The organism is Pseudovibrio sp. POLY-S9 (assembly GCF_001431305.1).
GTDB lineage: Bacteria > Pseudomonadota > Alphaproteobacteria > Rhizobiales > Stappiaceae > Pseudovibrio.
In genome coordinates this window covers 221635-222551 of the sequence record NZ_LCWX01000166.1, presented here as the reverse complement: position 1 = coordinate 222551, position 917 = coordinate 221635, and the positions used below count along the sequence as shown (strand labels likewise).

Annotated in this window: 1 protein-coding gene; it reads left to right on the top strand. The window is 54.5% G+C overall.

The window, feature by feature from the left end:
- A partial coding sequence (tssI, locus tag PPL9_RS33400; RefSeq protein ID WP_208989435.1) for a type VI secretion system tip protein TssI/VgrG occupies window positions 1-917 on the top strand: 917 nt, incomplete at both ends.

Genomic DNA, 917 nt, shown 5'->3' with positions numbered 1-917 from the left:
GGCACCACCACCTACAGTGCAGGGTTTGAGGTCATGCCCGCCCGCCTGCCATACCGACCCAAACTGCTCCAAAAGCCCTTGGTGGACGGCCCTCAGATCGCCCATGTCACCGGACCGGAAGGTGAAGAGATTTACTGCGATGAACATGGCCGGGTCAAAGTCTGGTTCCCATGGGATCGCCACGGCAAGAAGAACGACACCTCCTCCTGCTGGATCCGCGTTTCCTCCAACTGGGCTGGCGCCAGCTGGGGCCACATCGCTATCCCCCGCATCGGTCACGAGGTCATCGTAGACTTCCTCGAAGGTGACCCGGACCAACCGATCATCACTGGTCGGACTTATCACAACAACAATCGTACGCCGAACAAGCTTCCTGACTTCAAAACCCGCATGGTCCTGAAGTCAGACAGCCACAAGGCGACAGGGTCCAATGAGCTGCGGTTTGAAGATGAAGGCGGGCAAGAGAAAGTCTGGTTCCACGCCCAGAAGTTCCACAACGGCGTTGTTGAGAACAATGAGACCTGGAAGGTGGGTGCTAACCGCCATAAACGGATTGATGGCTCTCAGTCTGAATCTATAGGCGGATCGAAGGATATCGAAGTGGAAGGCTCACACAGAGAAACCATCTCCGGTGTAAAAGATCTTCATGTGAAAGCGGTTCGCCGCACGCAGGTTGACGCTGCTGACAACGAAAGCATTGCTGATGATAAAACGCTGCAGGTTGGTGGAAACTATACCACCAAGGTGAATCGTAACATTCGCATGGAAAGTCTGGCACACCAGCATTACACCGCACCTGGTACCATCTTTGTTGATGGCGGTGATCAGGTGGTTGTTCGTGCTGGTTCTGCGATCTCTCTCAACGTGGGCGGCAACTTCATTCGAATTGATGCGAGCGGCATCAAGATTGAAGGCAC